The organism is Streptomyces sp. NBC_01296 (genome assembly GCF_035984415.1).
Classification (GTDB): Bacteria; Actinomycetota; Actinomycetes; order Streptomycetales; family Streptomycetaceae; genus Streptomyces.
Map to the genome: position 1 here is coordinate 2,025,904 of NZ_CP130720.1, position 16,795 is coordinate 2,042,698.

Genomic DNA, 16,795 nt, shown 5'->3' on the forward strand with positions numbered 1-16,795 from the left:
AGACTCACCACTCCGCGTCCGCGAACCGCAGCGCAGGCAGCCCGGCGAGCGTCCGCTTGGCCCGCAGCAGGACGCTCTGGTCCTCGGTGAAGCGGAACCGCTGCTTCGTCTCACCCGCGGGCAGGTACGCGCGGACGAGTTCCTTGGCCGCGGCCCGGTACTCGTCGTCGGTGCGTACGCGGTCCTCGAGCCGCTCGACGGTGGCGACGTACTCCCGCAGGGCGTGGAGGGTCTTGTCCCAGTCCAGGTGGAGCAGGCCGCCGGCCTCGGGCGACCCGGTCAGCGCGTCGTGGGCGCGCAGCCAGGAGTAGAGGAAGACGCCGGTGCCCGAATCGAAGTTGCGCGTCGCGTCGTCGGCCTGCGGGTACCGGAAGACGCGCTCCAGCAGGATCATGGCGATCTGTTCCCGCGCGAAGGGGACCCCGCCGTCCGCGCAGGCGAGGACGGTCTTGGCGTCGACCTTGGTCTCTTCCAGGAGCCCGACGAACCAGTTCATCTTCAGAGTGATGTGCTGGTCGAACGGCCAGCGGCCCTGGTAGTGCAGGGAGTCGTGCAGGTATCCCCAGATCGCACGGGCCTCGAAGCAGACGTCCGGGGCCAGGCCGGACGAGGCCCGCGGCACGGACTCGGCGGTGAGGACCGCCTCGGCTCCCGGCAGGGCGTAGGTCTCGTGGATCTTCCGCATCTTGTTGTAGAAGAACATCGCATACGGCTGGTCTTCGACCTTGTCGGGCGCGGCCACGTTCTCGGGGAAGAACACGATGCAGTTGCCGTGGGCGAAGCCGTGGCTGCCCGCGATGAGCACCAGGGACTGGCAGTTGTTCTTGGGATGCGGGAAGGACGTGGCCAGCCGCGGCAGCGCGTCGGGTTCCTTGCGCAGCGCGAAGAAGCAGTCGAGGCGCTTGCCCACGGGCGGCACGCTGTTGGTGGTCTGCGCGGGAGCCAGGAAGAACACGTGCTCACCGTCCGCGGGCGGCTCGAGGGCGTCCCGGGAGCGGGCGAAGTCGGGCGCCGTGTCGAGGCCGGCGGCGATCCAGCCGTCCACGTCCGCCGCGAGGGCGTCGGCCTGGCGGTCTCGTCCGTTGCGGCCGTACCAGGCGGTGGCCTCGTCGCGGATCTCGGCGAGCAGTTCGCGGTCGGCTGCCCGAGGGGCCGTCACCGTACCGTCGTCGGCCTGGCGCAGGCGGAACCGGTTGACCTTGGGGATGAGGGATCCGGTGAGGTCCTTCGCCTCGGCGCGCGAGGCGGCACTGATCGGGGCACTGGCCGGGGCACTGGTCGTCACAGCACCGCTCCCGCGGTGTCCGGCCGGCCGGCCGCTGCGAGCACCTGGTGGATGGTGAAGACCATGGGCACCGGGCCGAAGTCCTTGAGGACGCGCATCCCGTGCCGCTCGGCGGCGACGATCGTGGTGATGCACCCCTCGCTCAGGCCGGCGGCGCAGTCGATGGCGGCCTGGGAATTGCTGAGCACCAGCCGGGGCTCGGCCTGCTGCGGGACCAGTCCCACCGGGGCGGGGTGCGTGGAGACGGTCAGCGGGGCTTGCGCTCCCATGCTGGCCAGGACCATGTTGTGCGTCGGCATGATGAAGCTGTCGACCATGTGCAGCCGGTGCAGGTTCCCGAAGGTCAGGGTGTGTAACGCCGGATAGACGGCGCAGGCCGCGAGCGCGTGCTCCCCGTCGTCGGGCACCGCTTCGAGGGCTTCCTCGAGTGACGCGTGGAGTTCGACCTCCCCCGCGACGCCCCGGCGGCGCAGCCATTCATGGGCGGCGGCTTCGAGGTTCGTCCCGTGCGGGCCGAGTGTGTGAACGTAACGGATGGCGTCCGTACCTATGCCCGTGTGATGACGGGGTTCGGTGGCTGTACTCAAGTTTCCTCCCGGAAGCGTCCCGGGGATCACCCGGGGCCGGATCACTCGTCCTGGTGATCAAACATCCAGGTGCTGTCGCGCACAAAGCATTTGTTGTGCGGCTCACACACGACGGCGGCGCCCCCTGCACCGTCACCTGGGGCACAGGCGGTGCAGGGGGCGTCCGGGGCAACTCCCGGGGGCGCGGGCCGAGTCGTCAGCCGTTGAGCGCCGGGATGACGTGCCGGCCGTACGCGTCGATGGTGTCCTCCTTCGCGTCGTGCATGTCGTACAGGGCGAACTGGTCGACGCCCAGGTCGCGCAGGGTCCGCAGCTTCTCGATGTGGGCCTCGGGCGGGCCGAGCAGGCAGAAGCGGTCCACGATCTCGTCCGGCACGAAGTCGGCGGACGGGTTCCCGGCGCGGCCGTGGTGGCTGTAGTCGTAGCCCTGGCGGGCCTTGATGTACTCGGTGAGGGCGTCCGGCACCATGCCGGAGTGCTCGCCGTAGCGGCCGACGAGGTCGGCGACGTGGTTGCCGACCATCCCGCCGAACCAGCGGCACTGGTCGCGGGCGTGGGCCAGGTCCTCGCCCACGTACGCCGGCGCCGCCACGCAGATCGTGACCGCGCCCGGGTCGCGGCCGGCCCGTTCGGCGGCCTCCCGGACCGAGCCGATCATCCACTCGGTGAGGTAGGGATCGGCGAGTTGGAGGATGAACCCGTCGGCCTTCTCGCCGGCCAGGGCCAGCGCCTTGGGCCCGTACGCGGCCATCCAGACGGGGAGCTTCCCGTCCCGGACCCACGGGAGCCGCAGCGCGTTGCCGTCGACGTCGGCCTCCCGGCCCTCGGCGAGGTCCCGGATGACGTCGATGGCCTCGCCGAGCCGGGCCAGGGTGTTCGGTTTGCGTCCGGCGACCCGCATCGCGGAGTCGCCGCGGCCGATCCCGCACACCGTGCGGTTGCCGTACATGTCGTTGAGGGTGGCGAAGGTGGAGGCGGTGACCTCCCAGGTGCGGGTGCCGGGGTTGGTGACCATCGGTCCGATGTGCAGCTTCTGCGTGTTCGCGAGGATCTGGCTGTAGATGACGAACGGCTCCTGCCACAGCACGGCGGAGTCGAAGGTCCAGCCGTAGCGGAAGCCGTTGCGTTCGGCGCGCTTCATGAGGCTGACGACCTGCGAGGCGGGCGGGTCGGTCTGGAGGACGAGGCCGAAGTCCATCACGGTTCCTTAGAGGTACTGGCAGGTGGAGCGGGGGACGAACACCCCGTGGCCGGCCCGGCCGGTGTATTCGCGCCGGTCGATGACGAGTTCGCCGCGCGAGAGCACGCTGTCGACGCGTCCGGTGATCCGCTTGCCCTCGTACGCCGAGTAGTCCACGTTCATGTGGTGCGTCTCGGCGGAGATGACCTGCTCGGCGTGCGGATCGTAGAGGACGATGTCGGCGTCGGAGCCGGGCGCGATGGTGCCCTTCTGCGGATAGAGGCCGAACATCCGGGCCGGGCTCGCGCAGGCGATCTCGATCCAGCGGCGGCGGCTGATGTGCCCGTCCAGGACGGCCTGGTGGAGGAGGTCCATCCGGTTCTCCACGCCCGGCAGCCCGTTCGGGATCTTCGAGAAGTCGCCGCGGCCGAGCTCCTTCTGGCCGCGGAAGCAGAAGGGGCAGTGGTCGGTGGAGACCACCTGGAGGTCGTTGGTCCGCAGGCCCCGCCACAGCGCCGCCTGGTGCTCCTTCGGCCGCAGCGGGGTGGAGCAGACGTACTTGGCGCCCTGGAAGTCGGGCTCCGCAAGGTTGTCGGTGGACAGGAACAGGTACTGCGGGCAGGTCTCCCCGAACACCGGCAGGCCCTTGTCGCGGGCGGCGGCGAGCTCGGCCACCGCCTCGTCCGCCGAGACGTGGACCACGTACAGCGGGGAGCCGGCGACGCGCGCGAGCTGGATCGCCCGGTGGGTGGCCTCGGCTTCGAGGACGACCTTGCGGACCTCCCCGTGGTGGCGGGGGTCGGTCTCGCCCCGGGCCAGGGCCTGTTCGACGAGGACGTCGATCGCGATGCCGTTCTCGGCGTGCATCATGATCAGCCCGCCGTTGCCGGAGGCCCGCTGCATGGCGCGCAGGATCTGCCCGTCGTCGCTGTAGAAGACGCCGGGGTAGGCCATGAACAGCTTGAAGGAGGTGACCCCCTCCCCGACCAGGTGGTCCATCTCCTTCAGGGTCCCCTCGTTGACGTCCGAGAGGATCATGTGGAAGCCGTAGTCGATGGAGCACTTGCCGTCGGCCTTGTCGTACCAGGTGTCGAGCCCCTGGCGCAGCGCCTGGCCCATGCTCTGCACGGCGAAGTCGACGATGGTGGTGGTGCCGCCCCAGGCGGCGGCCCGGGTGCCGGTCTCGAAGGTGTCCGAGGCGGCGGTCCCGCCGAAGGGCAGCTCCATGTGGGTGTGGGCGTCGACCCCGCCGGGGATGACGTACTTCCCGCTCGCGTCGATCGTACGGTCGGCGGTCCAGGCCTCGGCGGCCGCCGAGCCGTGGGCGGCGAGGGCGGCGACGCGGCCGTCCTCGACCAGGACGTCGGCATGGAGCTCGTCGGCGGCCGTGATGACGAGGCCGCCGCGGATGAGGGTGCGGATGGACATGTGCGGCGCCTCCGGTTACACGATGCTGCTCAGGGCCCGTTCGAGGATGTCGGCGCCCTCTTCCGCCTCGGCGACGGTGAGGGACAGCGGCGGCGCGATGCGCAGCACGCTGGTGTCGTGCCCGCCGCCCTTGCCGATCAGCAGACCGCCTTCGCGGGCGGCCTCCAGGACGGCCGCGGCCGCGTCCGGATCGGCCTCGTCGGTACCGGGTTTCGTCAGCTCCAGCCCGGCCATCAGGCCCCGGCCGCGGACCTCCCGTACGGCGGGCACGGTGGCGGCGATGGCGCGCAGCCGCTCCAGGAGCAGGCCGCCGACGCGGCGGGCGTTGCCCTGGAGGTCGTGCTCCAGCAGGTACGCGAGGTTGGCGACGCCGGCCGCCATGGTGACCGGGGAGCCGCCGAAGGTGGAGATGGAGTTGGTGTCGATGCAGTTCATCACCTCGGCGCGGGCCACGACCCCGCCGATGGACATGCCGTTGCCGATGCCCTTGGCGAAGGTGAGGATGTCCGGCGGCCCGTTCTGGGCGTGGGCCTGCCAGCCCCAGAAGTGCTCTCCCGTACGGCCCCAGCCGGTCTGCACCTCGTCGCTGATCCAAAGGATGCCGTGCCGGTCGAGGACCCGGCGGAAGGCCCCGTACAGCCCGTCGGGCGGGGCGGTGAACCCGCCGACGCCCTGGACGGGTTCCGCGATGAGGGCGGCAACGCCCCCGCGGGCCTGGCCGAGCACGTCCTCGAGGTCGGCGACGGCGGCGGCGGTGAACTCGGCGTCGTTCAGGTGCGCGAAGGGTCCGCGGGAGCGCACGGCGCCGTGGACGTAGTACGTCTGCAGCGGCGAGAGGCTGGTCGGGGACCAGCCGCGGTTGCCGGTGATGCCGACGGTGGAGAAGGACCGGCCGTGGTAGCTGTTGCGCATCGCCAGGATCTGGTTGGAACGGCGGTACGCCGTCGCCAGCAGCAGGGCGGTGTCGTTGGCCTCGGTGCCGGAGGTGGTGAAGAAGACCCGCGCCTCGGGGATGCCGGACAGGGCGGCGATCCGCTCGGCCAGCTCGACCATCGGGCGGTTGAGGTACAGGGTGGAGGAGTGGATGAGCCGGCCGGCCTGTTCGGAGACGGCCTTGGTGACCTCGGGCAGGGCGTGGGCGGTCATGGTGGTGAGGATGCCGCCGAAGAAGTCGAGGTAGCGGTTGCCGTCGGCGTCCCAGACGTGGCGGCCCTCGCCGTGCGTGAGCTCGATGGGGCGGCGGTAGTAGAGCGCGAGCCAGTCGGGCAGGACGGCCTGGTGGCGGCTGTGCAGGGGGATCGGGTCGGTCACGGCTGTACGAGCCCTCCGTAGGCGTCGGGGCGGCGGTCGCGGTAGAAGGCCCACTGGTCGCGGACCTCCTTGATCAGGTCGAAGTCGAGGTCCCTGACGAGGAGTTCCTCGTCCTTGCCGCTGGCGACCTCCCCGACGAACTGGCCACGGGGGTCGACGAAGTAGCTGGTGCCGTAGAAGTCGTTGTCGCCGTACTCCTCCTGGCCGACGCGGTTGATCGCGGCGATGAAGTACTCGTTGGCGACGGCCGCGGCGGGCTGCTCCAGCTGCCACAGGTAGGAGGACAGGCTGCGGGAGGTGGCGGACGGGTTGAAGACGAGCTGGGCGCCGGCCAGGCCGAGGGCGCGCCAGCCCTCGGGGAAATGGCGGTCGTAGCAGATGTAGACGCCGACGCGGCCGACGGCGGTGTCGAAGACGGGCCAGCCGAGGTTGCCCGGGCGGAAGTAGTACTTCTCCCAGAAGCCCTTGACCTGGGGGATGTGGTGTTTGCGGTACTTGCCGAGGTAGCTGCCGTCGGCATCGATGACGGCGGCGGTGTTGTAGTAGAAGCCCTCGGACTCGAGCTCGAAGACCGGTACGACGATGACCATGCCGGTCTCGCGGGCGAGCGCCTGCATGCGCTGGACGGTGGGGCCGTCGGGGACGGCTTCGGCCCAGCGGTAGTGCTCGGGTTCCTGGACCTGGCAGAAGTACGGGGCGTTGAACACCTCCTGGAAGCCGATGATCTGCGCGCCCTGGGAGGCGGCCCGGCGGGCGTGCTCCTCGTGCTTGGCGATCATCGACTCGGTGTCTCCGGTCCAGGTGGCCTGGACGAGTGCGGCGCGGACGACTTGGGCCATGAGCTGCTCCTCGCGACGGGAACGCCGAGTTCTACGCACGTAGACGACATGCGTAGGGAGTAGAACGTAGGCCTCGTCACACCGTGGGGCAAGACCGCCGTGCGCGGTTGGGTGAGTCGATCAAGTTATGACAAAGAGCGGTCTGATCCGCTCAATGGACGGGCGGTTTCGCAACCCGCAAGGCGTGTACGAGGTCACGGTGATGCGTGCCGGACAGGGCCTCGGCGGCCCGGAGCAGCCGGGGGGTGAACCACTGCGGATCGCGGCGCGCGAGCCGGACCGCCTCCTCCGCGGTGCGGACCTTGACGAAGGCACCGAGCAGGGAGTCGGCCTCGTGGGTCCGGCCGGCGGCGGCCAGGGCCAGGGCGGCGTCGGCGATCTCGGCGGCGGGGCGGGCCGCGCCCTGGCGCAGCAGGGCCTCGCAGTCGGCGTGCCGGCCGGCCTCGCCGAGCGCGGCGGCGGCCGCGGCGAGCCGCTCGGGCGGGAGCGAGGCCGCCTCCCACAGCAGCGTGGCCCAGTCCGCACCGAGCCCGGCGCGCGCCAGCTCGGCGGCCCATGCGGGCAACCGCTCGGCGGGCCCGGCGGCGGCCTCGCAGAGCACCACGTGCGCCTCCCCGCTGCGCCCCTGGGCCCGCAAAGCCACCAGCTGCCCGACCACCCCGGCAACTGCGCCGCCGGAGCGCCGGGCCGGCTCCGCCGCCGCTAACCCGACCCCGGCGGCGGCGTGCACCTCCGCCTCCGGCGGGGCGACGTGGTCCCAGGCGGTGGCCTGCGCCTGCGCCTCGGGCGAGGCCGGACGGGGCCCGTCGGCGTACTGCACCTCCGGCCTCGCCGGCGCGAAACGAGCCCGGCCGATCGTCCCGAGGGGAGCGGCGGGCTCGGGGTCGGGGCGGCCGAAGCGGGCGCCGCGGGGCGGAGCGGCCGCCGCGTCCGGGAGCCCGGGCGGCGGGGTGAAGGGGGCGGAGGCCTCGGGGGCCGCGGCGCCTGCGTAGCGGGCCCCGCCGGCCCGCCGTGCCCCGCGCAGCCACCGCCCCTCGGCCCGTCCGACGGGCGGCTCCGCCCGGTCCTCCCCCGCCTCCCGCTGCCGCGGCACCCCGGGCAACGGCCCCCCGTCGCCCACCCCGGCCCACGCCCCGGGCGCCTGCGCGGCACCCGCGGCTTCGGCCTCGCCCTCGGCGGACCAGGAGCCACCGCCCCGGCCGCCCAGGTCCGGTCCGTGCGGGTCCTGGTACGGGGCACGGGCCCCGTCGGCCGGCGGGTCGCCACGCCAAGCAGCGGCGGGCAGCGGGTCGGCGGGCGGCCAGGCCGGGGCCCGCTCCGGGGCGGGCGCCGACAAGGCCGTCAGGCGGGAGGCCAGGTCCTGCTGGCGGGCGGCGGCCCTGGCCGCGTCGTCGCGGATCCAGGCGAGCTCCCCGGCCAGCGCCTCCGCTTCGGTGCGGTCCGTCGTCGCGGCGAGGCGGGCCGTCAGGGTGCGCGTCGCCGCCTCCGAGACGGCCCGCTGGTCGGCGGCCGCCGCGAGCAGGGTCCGCAGCTCCTCCGCACCACCCGGCAGCCGGTCCCACACCGCGACGGCCACGGCCCGCAGCCGGGCCGCGTACTGCATCTCCCGCTGCGCGGACTCGGCGCCCCTGGCCCCCGCGAGGTCGCCGAGCAGCGACTCCAGCACGTCCCACGGCGGCATCGCGGCCCCGTCCAGGCAGGCCCGCAGACCCTCCGGATCCCGGCGCAGGAACTCCCCGTACCAACCTGCCCCCGGATCGAGTCTCTGCGTCAACCCGCGCAAGTAGCCCGAGAGTTGACCGATCACCAGCGAAGTCGCGGTCTCCATGCCCGCATTGGATCCCACCGGTGTTACGGGCGGGCTACGGGAGTCTCAAAGCTTGACGGCGATCGCGGTGTGCGGACGCTTCCCGAGCCGGACCACCGCCGCCGGCACGTCGAGCGCCCAGAACTGCCAGGTGTACTTGCGCAGCATCAGCCTGCGCACCCGCTTCAGCCCGGCCTCGTCCAGCAGCCGCGCCTCGCCCTCCAGCACGGGCGCCCCTTCCGCGACGCGCCCCCGCACATCGCAGGCGCTGACCGTGACCCGCCCGTTGTTGCGGATCCGCTTCACCTTCCAGGAATCGCTGCGCGTCCAGACGTACAGCTCACCGCCGTCCGCCACCGCCCACACGGGGGTGGCGACGGGCGTGCCGTCCTTGCGGAACGTGGTGAGGCTGACGTATTTGCCCTGGTCCAGCTCATCGAGAGTCATCCGCGGAGCATAGGGGGCGTCACTCCGGTGCCTGGTGCCTGGCGTCTGCCCGGCCCCCCGGCGCCGCGCAGACGGCAAGCAGCAGCCCCGCCGCCAGGAGGGCGCCCAGGAGTCCGAAAACGAGTCGTTTGGAAGCGTTCGAGGCTGACACGCCTTCACGCTTGCCCCGCGCCCGGCCGCTCCCACCACCGATTGGGCCGTTCGGCCCGCCGGGCCCGCCCGAAAGGTCAGGCGGGCACGTACGCGCAGCGCCGCAGCACCTCGTCCAGGGACAGTCCGAGCACCTCGGCCACGGCGGCCACGGTGAAGAACGCCGGGGTCGGCGCGCGGCCGGTCTCGATCTTGCGGAGCGTCTCGGCGGACAGCCCGGCGCTCGCCGCGACCTCGACCATGCTGCGGCCGCCGCGGGCCTCGCGCAGCAGTGCGCCCAGGCGCTCGCCGCGCTCGCGCTCTTCGGGGGTGAGAGGGGTGCGGACCATGCCCGCATCCTACCCGCTCCCCCAATAACTATCCCGTGAAAGTTATACCGGGATAGATATACCGGTATAGTTATTGGCATGGTGGAACTGAAGACGGAAGAGTCGATCGATGCAATGCGCGCCCCGGGCCGGGTCGTCGCCCGGGCCCTGGCCGCCGTACGGGAGGCCGCCCGGGTCGGGGTGTCCCTGCTGGACCTGGACCGGGTGGCCCGCGAGGTGCTGGCCGGGGCGGGCGCGAGCTCGCCGTTCCTCGGCTACCGGCCGGAGTTCGCGCCGGTGCCGTTCCCCGGCGTGATCTGCACCTCGGTCAACGACGCGATCGTGCACGGCATCCCCGACGGCTACCGGCTGCGCGACGGAGACCTCGTCAGCATCGACTGCGGGGCGAAGCTCGGGGGCTGGGTCGGGGACGCGGCGGTCAGCTTCACCGTCGGCCGGCCGCGCCCGGCCGACCTGCGGCTGATCGAGACCGCCGAGGCGGCCCTCGCGGCCGGCATCGCCGCCGCGCTGCCCGGCAACCGGATCGGGGACATCGCGTACGCCATCGGCTCGGTCTGCCGCTCCGCCGGCTACGGCGTCCCGGACGGGTTCGGCGGCCACGGCATCGGCCGCAGCATGCACGAGGACCCGGGCGTGCCCAACGAGGGCCGGCCGGGGCGCGGCATGAAGCTGCGCCCCGGCATGGTCCTCGCGATCGAGCCGATGCTGGTCGCCGGCGGTACGGACGACTACCGGTGCGACGGCGACGGCTGGACGCTGCGGACCGTCGACGGCAGCCGCGCCGCGCATGCGGAGCACACGGTCGCGATCACCGCCGACGGCCCGAGGATCCTCACCGCCCTCTGAGTCCTACGGCTTGCCGTGCGGGTGGACCACCATCGCCGAGCCCCCGCCCCGCCGGCTCGTCTCGGCCGCGGCCAGCCAGCGCCCGTCCGGGAGCCGCTGGACCCCGGTCGCCGCGCCGATCTCCGGGTTCTGCCGGAACCTCTGGCCCAGCGCCTCCAGTTCGGCGCGCAGCGGGCTGTTCCACAGGCCCGGCTCCAGCTCGGTGGTGGTCTGGTTGCGCTGGCTGGCGCGCGGCGCCGCGATGGCGTCGACCAGCGGCAGCCCCCGGTCCAGGTGGCCGATCAGGGTCTGCAGGACGGTGGTGATGATGGTGGCCCCGCCCGGGGAACCCACCGCGAGCACCGGACGCCCGTGCTCCAGCACGATGGTCGGGGACATGGACGAGCGCGGCCGCTTGCCGGGGCCGGGCAGGTTCGGGTCCGGGACCCCGGGGGCCGCCGGGGCGAACGAGAAGTCGGTCAGCTCATTGTTCAGCAGGAACCCGCGGCCCGGGACGGTGATCGCGCTGCCGCCGGTGGACTCGATCGTCAGCGTGTACGAGACGACGTTGCCCCAGCGGTCGGCGACCGTCAGGTGCGTGGTGTTCTCCCCTTCGTACGTGGTCGGGGCGGCCTGGCCGGAGCCGCCGCAGGCCACCGGGTGACGCGGGTCGCCGGGGGCCAGCGGGCTGGTCAGCGTCCGGTCCGGGGCGATCAGGCAGCCGCGCGAGTCGGCGAACCGCTGCGAGAGCAGCTCCCGCGTCGGCACGTTCTCGGCGGCCGGGTCGCCGACCCAGCGGCCGCGGTCGGCGAACGAGATCCGCGAGGCCTCGATGAACCGGTGCAGGTACTGGGTCTCGGACAGCTTCGAGAGGTCGGTGCGCTCGAGGATGTTGAGCGCCTCGCCGACGGTGGTGCCGCCCGAGGACGAGGGCGCGATGCTGTACACGTCGAGGCCCCGGTAGCTCACCTGCGTCGGGGCCTGCCGCTTCGTCTCGTACGCGCGCAGGTCGCCAATGGTCAGATCGCCCGAGCGGACGATCCGGGTGGCGGCCGGGTCCACGGGGGGCTTGCGTACCGCCCGGACGATGTCCTCGGCGATCGGTCCCCGGTACAGCGCGCCCGTGCCCTTGCGGGCCAGTTCCGCGTACGTGGCCGCCAGGTCGGGGTTCTTGAAGGTGGAGCCGACCACCGGCAGGGCGCCGCCCGGCAGGAAGAGCTTCCTGGTGTCGGGGAAGTCCTTGAACCGGTCCTGGTTGAGCTCCGTCTGGGCCCGGAAGGTCGGGTCGACGGTGAACCCGTCGCGCGCCAGCTTCTCGGCGGGCTTCAGGAGTGGGCCGAGCGGCCGGGTGCCCCAGGCGTCGAGCGCGCTCTTCCAGGTGGCCGGGGTGCCGGGGACGCCGACGGAGCGGCCGCTGGTCTGGCCCTGCTCGAACGGGATGGGGACGCCGTTCTCCTGGAAGAGGCCGGCGGTGGCCGTGGCGGGCGCGGTCTCGCGGCCGTCGATGGTCTGCACCCGGCGGGACTTGGCGTCGTAGTAGACGAAGTATCCGCCTCCGCCGATGCCGGCCGAGTACGGCTCGGTCACCCCGAGCGCGGCCGCGGTCGCGACGGCGGCGTCCACGGCGTTGCCGCCGGAGCGCAGGACCGCGATGCCGGCGGCGGAGGCGTCGGCGTCGACACTGGCGACGGCCCCGCCGTAGCCGGCGGCGACCGGGACCTTGGCGGGAGTGCCGCCCGCGGACGCCACCGCCTCGGACGGCGGGGCCGCCGCGCCGGTGGACACCAGCGCTCCGGCGAGGGCGACGAGCGCTAACTGACGTGTGGCGGAACGACGCATCCGAACCTCCAGTCGACGGCCTGTCGGACCCCACCGGACAGGCCTGAACTCGGCACTTTAACTTCACCGCACCCCCCGCGTCAGGAAGACTCCGTGCGGGCTAGCATCCGGCCCATGAACGAAGACGTGCGCAACATCGTGCTCGGGGTGGTGGCCACCGCCATCAGCGGCGGCTTCGGCTGGTTCACCCGGACCTATCTGTGGCGCCGTACGCTGCGCCGCAAGCAGGCCTTCTTCGGCCTGCCCACGGGTTCCGACTGCCTGTTCGTGGTCAACCGGCAGATGGGCGGCACCGAGGGGTCGGTGCACCGCAACGACGCCTTCGCGCTGCTGGAGATATCCGCCCTGATCAAGGACTGCGGGGCCAATCTCCAGATCGTCTCCCACGACTCCGTCCGCCAAGGCTTCGGCGAGCGCGCCGAGTTCTGCGTGGGCGGGCCGGTGTCCAATGCCCGGACGGCGGCGCACCTGGCCTCCATGCTGCCGGGCGTCCGGGTCGACCTGTCCACCGAGCCGGGTCCGGACCGCGGGGCGATCCGCGTCGGCGAGGAGACGTACCGCTGGGAGAAGGGTCAGATCGACCACGTGCTGCTGGCCCGGCTGACGACCGGGCCGGGAAGCCGGCCGGTGTTCCTGGTCTCCGGGCAGACCGCGATCAGCAACCAGGCGGGTGCCCGCTACCTGGCGCGCCACCACAAGGACTTGGCGCGCCGCTACCGCGGGGACTCCTTCTGCGTGGTGCTGAAGGTCCACAACTCCGATGCGTACGGTCCCGACGTGGTCGAGCTGCTGGCCGACGTCACCCGGCCGGCCCGGACACCCGCAGCGGCAGCCGCGTGATCCCGTTGATGAAGTTCGACACCAGCCGGCGCGGCGGGCCCGCGAGTTCCGGGGCCGGCATGGCCGCGCGCCACTCCTCGTAGAGCACGCGCAGCTGGAGCCGGGCGAAGTGCGCGCCGAGGCAGACGTGCGGGCCGTCCCCGAAGGAGACGTGCGCGTTGGGCGTCCGGCCGAGGTCGAGGCGCCCGGGGTCGGTGAAGACGCGCTCGTCGTGGTTGGCGGAGGCGTGGAAGACCACGACCTTGTCCCCGGCGCGGATCGGCTGCCCGCCCAGTTCGGTGTCGGCAGCGGCCGTGCGCCGGAAGCTGAGCACCGGCGGGTGGACGCGCAGCAGTTCCTCCACCGCGGTGTGCATCGGGGTCCGGCCCTCGGCGAGCAGCCGGTACGCGCCCGGGTCGCGGGCCAGGGCCAGCAGTCCGCCGGGGGCGGCGCTGCGCACGGTGTCATTGCCCGCGACGGTGAGCAGGAAGAAGAACATCTCCAGTTCGGCCGGATCCAGTCCGGCCTCGGCGAGCGCGGTCATGACGTCGTCGCCGGGGTGCGCGCGCTTGTGGGCGGCCAGTTCCCGGGCGTACGAGAACATCTCGCCGAGCAGCGCCGGGGAGCGCGGGTTGAGGGGCTTTCCGTCGGGCCCGATCAGGGGCGCGGGCGCGTCCTCGGGATCCTGGTAGCCGATGATCCGTACGGTCCATTCCAGCAGCAGGCCCCGGTCGGCGGCCGGGACGCCCAGCAGGTCGGTCAGGTTGAGCAGCGCGTACTCGTCGGTGACCGTACGGACCAGGTCGGCGGCGCCGCCCTCGGCCTTCGCGCGGGCGGTGGCGAGCAGGGTGCGGGCCCGTTCGCGGACCCGGCCGGCGAAGGCGTCGACGCGGGCGGGGGTGAAGGCGCGGGAGACCAGCCGGCGCAGCCGCCCGTGGTCGCCCGCGCTGCGGCGGGGGTCCTGGTTGAGCATGGTGCGCCGCAGGAACGGCAGGTCGGCCGGGTCGGGATCGCGGATCTGTGTCGCGCCGATCCAGGAGGAGTACGTGGCGTGGTCGCGCAGTACCCGGACCACGTCGGCGTGCCGGGTGACGGCCCAGAAGCCGGGGCCGGCGGGCCAGCCCTGGATCTGCGGCTCCGGCTGCCAGGCGACCGGGTGCCGCTCGCGCAGCAGCCGGTAGCTCTCGTACGGGATCCCGGTGCCGTAGATCCGGGGGTCGAAGACGTCGGGCACGTACGCGGCGGGGTCCATGGGGCCACGGTGGCGGGGGGACCCGTCCCGCCGCAAGGGGACGATCAGCTGCCGAGGTCGCAGCCGGCGGGGCCGAGCGAGGTGTCCGGTCCGCGCAGGACCACCGCGTACCGCGGGTTGACGGAGGCTGCCGTGCACACGAGTTGACGGCGGGCCGTCTCGGACAGGCCGGCGACCGCGAACGGCAGCCGGACCTCCAGGGTCTCCCCGGACACGCTCGCCGACAGGCCGAAGGGGGGCTTCCTGTCGGCCGGGGCGGGCACCCGGGTCTCCAGGCCCGCGGCCTTCTCCCTGTCGAGGGGCCCGATGAGCAGCCGCATGAGGACGGACACCGGCGACTCCGCCGGCTGTTCCCTCTCGGGTACGGGGGCGAGCCGCCCGTCGGACCTCACGAAGTACACCGTCCCCTTGGTGTGGGCGTCGGGAAAGACCACCTTCGCGGCGTCTCCGCTCTCGATGACCCCCGTCGGCTTGATCCCGCATCCGGTGAGCGGCAGTCCGCCCAGCAGCAGGGCGGCGCCGGCGGCCGCGGCCGTCCGTACCCGGGTCATGCGTCGGCCTCCAGAGGCATGTCGACGGTGAACACCGCTCCCCCGGCGGGCCCGTTCGCGGCGCGCAGGGTACCGCCGTGCAGCCGGACGTTCTCCAGCGTGATGGCGAGGCCGAGGCCGCTGCCCGCGGAGCGGGTACGGGCGGCGTCGGCCTTGAAGAAGCGGTCGAAGATGTGCGGCAGCACCTCGGGGGCGATACCGGGCCCGCTGTCGGCGACTTCGATCAGCATCCGGTGGCCGCCGAGCCGTGGTTCGGTGCGCACGGTGACGCGGACGGGGGCGCCGCCGTGTCTGAGCGCGTTGCCGACGAGGTTGGCGAGGACCACGTCGAAGCGGCGCGGGTCGAGCCGGGCGCGGACCTGGCGCGGCAGGTCGGTGACCACCCGCTCGTCGTCCCAGCGGCGCAGCTCGATGGTCTTCTGCACGGCCTCGGCGATGTCCACGTCGTCGAGGTTGAGCTCGGCCGCGCGGGCGTCGAAGCGGGAGATCTCCATGAGGTCCTCGACGAGGACGGCGAGCTTGCCGGTCTCGGCGCTGACCAGCCGCACGGCGGCGGCCGTGTCGGGATCGAGGCGCTCGGCGTCCTCGTCCAGGAGCTCGGTGACGGCGAGCATCCCCGACAGCGGGGTGCGCAGCTCGTGGGAGACGTCGGAGGCGAAGCGGCGGGCCCGGATCTCGGCGTCCCGCAGTTCGCTCACGGACTGTTCGAGGGCGCGGGCGGTCTCGTTGAAGGTGCGGGCGAGTCCGGCGAGCTCGTCGGCGCCGCGGACCTCGATGCGGGTGTCGAGGCGGCCGCGGCCGAGGTGCTGGGCGGCGCGGCGCATGTCCCTCACGGGGCGCAGTACGCTGCGCGCGGCGAGCAGGGCGGGGACGACGGCGATGGCCAGGCCGGGCACGGCGCCGCGCTTGGCGGCTTCGACCATGGCCTCGACCGTCTTGCCCTCGGTGGTCAGGCGCATCGTCGCGAAGATCACCAGGCCGGTGGGTTCCCGGGTCTCGTTGTGGACGAAGACGGCCGGCATGCCGACGGTGAGGTACGGGGTGCCGGAGGCGTCGGTCACCCGCTGGAAGGCGCCGTGCGGATGGGCCGTCACCTGGCGGCGGAGCTGCTCGGTCACCACGGTGGAGGTGGGCGCGGTGGTGCTGGAGGCCCGCAGGGTGCCGTACTCGGCGAAGATGTTCCACGGGTTCGGCTTGCCCCTCTTGGCCAGCTCGTTGACGATCCGCTGGAGCTGCGCCTGGTCCAGCGGCAGGTCGAGGGGCTGGCCGCCCACCAGGTCGCGCAGGGTGATGACCGCGGTGTCCTGGCTCTGTTTGAGGATCGCGGTGCGGGCCTGCTGGTAGGTCAGCGCGGCCGTGGTGACCGCGCTGATCGCGGCGACCAGCAGGAAGGCCGCGATCAGCCGGGTGCGCAGCCCGAGGGGGGCGATGCGCCTCACAGCGGGCCGAACCGGTAGCCGAAGCCGCGCACGGTCTGGATGTAGCGGGGGCTGCCGTCGGAGTCCTCGACCTTGGTGCGCAGGCGGCGTACGCAGGCGTCCACGAGCCGGGCGTCGGCGTGGTAGCTGTGGTCCCACACGTACTCGAGGAGCTGCTGGCGGGAGAAGACCTGCTCGGGCGAGGCGGACAGGTGCAGCAGGAGTTTGATCTCGCTGGGGGCGAGGGGGAGGCGCTCGCCGTTCTTGGCCACGGTCAGCCCGGCGCGGTCGATGGCGAGCTCGCCGTGGAACTCGACCTCGGGACGGCTGCCCGAAGGGGCGCCGAGCCGGCGCAGCACGGCCTTGATGCGGGCCTCGATGACCTCGGTGCGGGCGGGTTTGACGATGTAGTCGTCGGCGCCGGCCTCGAGGCCGACGACTATGTCGAAGTCGTCGCCGCGGGCGGTCAGCATGATGATCGGGAGCTGGCTGGTCTCGCGGATGCGGCGGCAGACCTGCACGCCGTTCATCCCGGGCAGCATGAGGTCGAGCAGCACCAGCTCCGGGAGGAAGCTCCCCATCAGCGCGAGGCCCGCCTCGCCGGTCTCGGCGGCGCTCACCTCGTGGCCGCGGCGGCGCAGGCCGAGGCCCACCCCTTCCCTGATGGAAGGGTCGTCCTCGATCAGCAGTACGCGTGGCATCCGGTCATTGTCCAAGGTGAGTGGGGG

Annotated in this window: 16 protein-coding genes; 2 read left to right on the top strand and 14 right to left on the bottom strand. The window is 72.8% G+C overall.

What is annotated here, in order from left to right:
• Positions 1-4: 4 nt before the first annotated feature.
• The 9 genes from OG299_RS09465 to OG299_RS09505 all read right to left on the bottom strand — a co-directional run bounded on the left by OG299_RS09465 (position 5) and on the right by OG299_RS09505 (position 9,363).
• The gene (locus OG299_RS09465) at positions 5-1,285 is read right to left on the bottom strand and encodes a DUF6421 family protein (RefSeq protein WP_327361220.1); all 1,281 of its coding nucleotides are present in this window, start codon (positions 1,283-1,285) and stop codon (positions 5-7) included.
• Positions 1,282-1,872 (bottom strand): type 2 periplasmic-binding domain-containing protein, encoded by a 591-nt coding sequence (locus OG299_RS09470; RefSeq protein WP_266634680.1) that lies wholly within the window; start codon positions 1,870-1,872, stop codon positions 1,282-1,284. The genes OG299_RS09465 and OG299_RS09470 overlap by 4 nt, the downstream gene beginning before the upstream one ends.
• A 196-nt stretch (positions 1,873-2,068) precedes the next feature.
• A complete protein-coding gene (locus tag OG299_RS09475; protein ID WP_266634678.1) occupies positions 2,069-3,070 on the bottom strand; it encodes a TIGR03842 family LLM class F420-dependent oxidoreductase in 1,002 nt (333 codons plus the stop codon).
• Between the two features lie 9 nt (positions 3,071-3,079).
• On the bottom strand, positions 3,080-4,480 hold the full coding sequence (gene hydA, locus OG299_RS09480; protein ID WP_266634676.1) for a dihydropyrimidinase: 1,401 nt from the start codon (positions 4,478-4,480) through the stop codon (positions 3,080-3,082).
• 15 nt (positions 4,481-4,495) lie between these two features.
• On the bottom strand, positions 4,496-5,791 hold the full coding sequence (locus OG299_RS09485) for an aspartate aminotransferase family protein (protein WP_327361221.1): 1,296 nt from the start codon (positions 5,789-5,791) through the stop codon (positions 4,496-4,498).
• Positions 5,788-6,630: a nitrilase-related carbon-nitrogen hydrolase gene (locus OG299_RS09490; RefSeq protein WP_266634668.1), complete on the bottom strand. Its 843-nt coding sequence runs from the start codon at positions 6,628-6,630 to the stop codon at positions 5,788-5,790. Before OG299_RS09490 ends, OG299_RS09485 begins: the two co-directional genes overlap by 4 nt.
• A gap of 151 nt (positions 6,631-6,781) precedes the next feature.
• The gene (locus OG299_RS09495) at positions 6,782-8,458 is read right to left on the bottom strand and encodes a hypothetical protein (RefSeq protein WP_327361222.1); all 1,677 of its coding nucleotides are present in this window, start codon (positions 8,456-8,458) and stop codon (positions 6,782-6,784) included.
• A gap of 45 nt (positions 8,459-8,503) precedes the next feature.
• Positions 8,504-8,884 carry a PPOX class F420-dependent oxidoreductase gene (locus tag OG299_RS09500; RefSeq protein ID WP_266634666.1) on the bottom strand — a complete coding sequence of 127 codons (381 nt, stop codon included), beginning with the start codon at positions 8,882-8,884 and terminating at the stop codon, positions 8,504-8,506.
• Between the two features lie 227 nt (positions 8,885-9,111).
• The gene (locus OG299_RS09505) at positions 9,112-9,363 is read right to left on the bottom strand and encodes a helix-turn-helix domain-containing protein (RefSeq protein ID WP_327361223.1); all 252 of its coding nucleotides are present in this window, start codon (positions 9,361-9,363) and stop codon (positions 9,112-9,114) included.
• A gap of 78 nt (positions 9,364-9,441) precedes the next feature.
• On the opposite strand from OG299_RS09505, the gene map reads away from it, so the two are divergent.
• On the top strand, positions 9,442-10,209 hold the full coding sequence (gene map / locus OG299_RS09510; protein ID WP_327361224.1) for a type I methionyl aminopeptidase: 768 nt from the start codon (positions 9,442-9,444) through the stop codon (positions 10,207-10,209).
• A gap of 3 nt (positions 10,210-10,212) precedes the next feature.
• Here map and ggt read toward each other — a convergent pair whose 3' ends face one another.
• Entirely contained in the window at positions 10,213-12,027 is a 1,815-nt protein-coding gene (ggt, locus tag OG299_RS09515; protein WP_327361225.1) for a gamma-glutamyltransferase, read from the bottom strand.
• A gap of 114 nt (positions 12,028-12,141) precedes the next feature.
• Between ggt and OG299_RS09520 the strand changes: the two genes are divergently transcribed.
• Positions 12,142-12,867 (top strand): hypothetical protein, encoded by a 726-nt coding sequence (locus tag OG299_RS09520; protein WP_327361226.1) that lies wholly within the window; start codon positions 12,142-12,144, stop codon positions 12,865-12,867.
• Here OG299_RS09520 and OG299_RS09525 read toward each other — a convergent pair.
• Genes OG299_RS09525 through OG299_RS09540 form a run of 4 tightly spaced genes read right to left on the bottom strand, consistent with a single transcriptional unit; the run spans position 12,827 to position 16,768 of the window.
• Positions 12,827-14,098, bottom strand: a complete 1,272-nt coding sequence (locus OG299_RS09525) for a cytochrome P450 (RefSeq protein WP_327361227.1) — start codon at positions 14,096-14,098, stop codon at positions 12,827-12,829. The two genes, OG299_RS09520 and OG299_RS09525, sit on opposite strands and share 41 nt — an antisense overlap.
• Positions 14,099-14,142: 44 nt before the next feature.
• The gene (locus OG299_RS09530) at positions 14,143-14,649 is read right to left on the bottom strand and encodes a hypothetical protein (RefSeq protein ID WP_266634646.1); all 507 of its coding nucleotides are present in this window, start codon (positions 14,647-14,649) and stop codon (positions 14,143-14,145) included.
• On the bottom strand, positions 14,646-16,088 hold the full coding sequence (locus OG299_RS09535; RefSeq protein ID WP_327361228.1) for an ATP-binding protein: 1,443 nt from the start codon (positions 16,086-16,088) through the stop codon (positions 14,646-14,648). The genes OG299_RS09530 and OG299_RS09535 overlap by 4 nt, the downstream gene beginning before the upstream one ends.
• Positions 16,085-16,768 carry a response regulator gene (locus tag OG299_RS09540; protein ID WP_266634642.1) on the bottom strand — a complete coding sequence of 228 codons (684 nt, stop codon included), beginning with the start codon at positions 16,766-16,768 and terminating at the stop codon, positions 16,085-16,087. The genes OG299_RS09535 and OG299_RS09540 overlap by 4 nt, the downstream gene beginning before the upstream one ends.
• Positions 16,769-16,795 lie beyond the last annotated feature (27 nt).

Excerpts from the sequence above, each read along its gene's own strand:
- OG299_RS09475 (WP_266634678.1), bottom strand. The coding sequence starts at position 3,070 with ATGGACTTCGGCCTCGTCCTCCAGACCGACCCGCCCGCCTCGCAGGTC.
- hydA (WP_266634676.1), bottom strand. The coding sequence starts at position 4,480 with ATGTCCATCCGCACCCTCATCCGCGGCGGCCTCGTCATCACGGCCGCC.
- OG299_RS09490 (WP_266634668.1), bottom strand. The coding sequence starts at position 6,630 with ATGGCCCAAGTCGTCCGCGCCGCACTCGTCCAGGCCACCTGGACCGGA.
- OG299_RS09495 (WP_327361222.1), bottom strand. The coding sequence starts at position 8,458 with ATGGAGACCGCGACTTCGCTGGTGATCGGTCAACTCTCGGGCTACTTG.
- OG299_RS09500 (WP_266634666.1), bottom strand. The coding sequence starts at position 8,884 with ATGACTCTCGATGAGCTGGACCAGGGCAAATACGTCAGCCTCACCACG.
- OG299_RS09505 (WP_327361223.1), bottom strand. The coding sequence starts at position 9,363 with ATGGTCCGCACCCCTCTCACCCCCGAAGAGCGCGAGCGCGGCGAGCGC.
- map (WP_327361224.1), top strand. The coding sequence starts at position 9,442 with ATGGTGGAACTGAAGACGGAAGAGTCGATCGATGCAATGCGCGCCCCG.
- ggt (WP_327361225.1), bottom strand. The coding sequence starts at position 12,027 with ATGCGTCGTTCCGCCACACGTCAGTTAGCGCTCGTCGCCCTCGCCGGA.
- OG299_RS09520 (WP_327361226.1), top strand. The coding sequence starts at position 12,142 with ATGAACGAAGACGTGCGCAACATCGTGCTCGGGGTGGTGGCCACCGCC.
- OG299_RS09525 (WP_327361227.1), bottom strand. The coding sequence starts at position 14,098 with ATGGACCCCGCCGCGTACGTGCCCGACGTCTTCGACCCCCGGATCTAC.
- OG299_RS09530 (WP_266634646.1), bottom strand. The coding sequence starts at position 14,649 with ATGACCCGGGTACGGACGGCCGCGGCCGCCGGCGCCGCCCTGCTGCTG.
- OG299_RS09540 (WP_266634642.1), bottom strand. The coding sequence starts at position 16,768 with ATGCCACGCGTACTGCTGATCGAGGACGACCCTTCCATCAGGGAAGGG.